This is a genomic window from Paenibacillus sp. P4_A7 (assembly GCF_056402455.1).
The window spans coordinates 1-1,787 of sequence record NZ_JBFUHJ010000709.1; the positions used below are offsets into that span (position 1 = coordinate 1).

General features: G+C 40.1%; 3 protein-coding genes. All 3 read right to left on the reverse strand.

Annotation, left to right across the window (positions count from 1 at the left end; translation table 11 throughout):
* On the reverse strand, positions 1–371 hold a 371-nt coding region (locus tag AC1DWN_RS33240; protein ID WP_477563102.1), incomplete at its 3' end, for an ABC transporter permease family protein.
* 15 nt (positions 372–386) lie between these two features.
* Positions 387–1,343, reverse strand: coding sequence for a carbohydrate ABC transporter permease (locus tag AC1DWN_RS33245; protein WP_477563103.1), 957 nt, complete (start codon positions 1,341–1,343; stop codon positions 387–389).
* Between the two features lie 69 nt (positions 1,344–1,412).
* A partial coding sequence (locus tag AC1DWN_RS33250) for a hypothetical protein (RefSeq protein ID WP_477563104.1) occupies positions 1,413–1,787 on the reverse strand: 375 nt, incomplete at its 5' end.

Consider the following 1,787-nt stretch of genomic DNA (forward strand, 5'->3'; position numbering starts at 1 on the left):
CCAAAAAGCGGCACTAATGTTAGAACACTTGGGATCATCAATAATGTAATAATCAAAAAGTAAATCTGCTCCTTGAGGAAAAAACGCATTCGGGCTAGTGGATAAGCAGCTAAACATGAAACGATAATCACGCCAACGACAGTTACACCGCTAATGATAAAACTATTTAAGATAAATCTCTGAATCTGATGCCAAGCCTCGGTGTAGTTTTCTAAATGCAGTGGAAGAGTGAGAGTCCAGCGGTGGTTCATAAACTGATTTGCGTCCTTAAAGGAGATCAACACCAGCATGATAAACGGAATGAACGTCAGAATTCCAAGGGCAGCCAAAATGATATGTTTAAAGCCGGAGCTATAAGTCAACTTATTCATGATTTCTTCCCTTTCTTAATTCTGATCGAACTCCGTGGACGATTTCAGAAATTTATTATTGATCACCGTGAGGGTGAAAATCATGATAAATAACACGACACCTATCGCACAGGCGAATCCAAGCTGACTGTTGATCACCGCTTCACGATACATGATATAACCTGGAACAGTGGTCGTATTGGCCGGTCCCCCGTTGGTCAGCACAAGCTGTAAACTAAAAGTTTGTAGCACCGAAATAACGGATAAAATCATAATCAGCTTGATTTGCGACATAATTAGTGGCAGCTCTATTCGAAAAAACAATGTTATTCCATTTGCTCCATCTACGATTGCCGCCTCTCGTAAGGAAACCGGTATACTCTGGAAACCAGCCAAATAGATCAATACAGAAACACCCGATATCCACGGAAACCCAACTAACAAGAGTGATGGGAGTGCCAGTTTCATGCTTGCCAGCCATAATGGCAGTTGGTCTTCGGGGACGCCTAGGGCAGCGAGAAAGGCATTTAACAAACCAACATCCGGATTTAATATAAACTGCCATAGCAAAATCGTAACCATACCCGGTACTACCAGTGGAAATACAAACAATAATCGGTATATATTCTGTAGCTTTGTATGTTTGACTTTATAGATAAGCAAAGCAACTATAAGAGGCACTGAGAGAGAAGTGATCACATTAAATAAAGAGAACCAAAATAAATTAAGAAATGCTCGACGAAATTCTTCCGAAGTAAAAATGATTTCAAAATTTTTGAAACCGATAAACTTCGCTGGCAAAAAACCATCCCAATTCGTTAAAGAATAGTAAAATGCGGAAAGCGCTGGATAATAACTGAAGGTCATGATCAGTAGAATCGTGGGAAGTAGAAATAAATAAGCTTTAATATTAACCTTATACTGCTTCCTTTTCTTGTAATTCACTTGCTGATTTCTGCTAACCTGAAGTGATTTTACATCCGAATACGGCATGTCTCATCTTCCATTCTGCATAATTAATAAAGGGACTTCCGTATAGAAGCCCCCATCATTTATACTGGCCTATTTCAACCAGTCGGGATTAGCTTCTGCCATGCGGTCAGCCGCTTCCTTATAATAACTCATGACTTCATCTGTAAACTTATCGATGGTCCAATCTCCGTTAAGATAAAGCTGTATCGCTGCTTTCATTTTATCCTTGAACGGTGCATCAAGAAGCGCATGATAGCCCTGCATAATTGTAAGTGGGATATCGTTTATAAAAGGTTCCTGACCCGGTGGTGTTATCGCCCCAAGAATGTTCGGAATAGTTAAGCCTTCTGCCGAAATTCGTGTCATATTATTAGGACTGCCAAGAAACATTAGAAAATCCATAATAGCTGCCACTTTTTCCGGATCTTCTTGATCCAAATAACCAGGTACCAACCACTGTGCAGG

Excerpts from the sequence above, each read along its gene's own strand:
- AC1DWN_RS33245 (WP_477563103.1), bottom strand. The coding sequence starts at position 1,343 with ATGCCGTATTCGGATGTAAAATCACTTCAGGTTAGCAGAAATCAGCAA.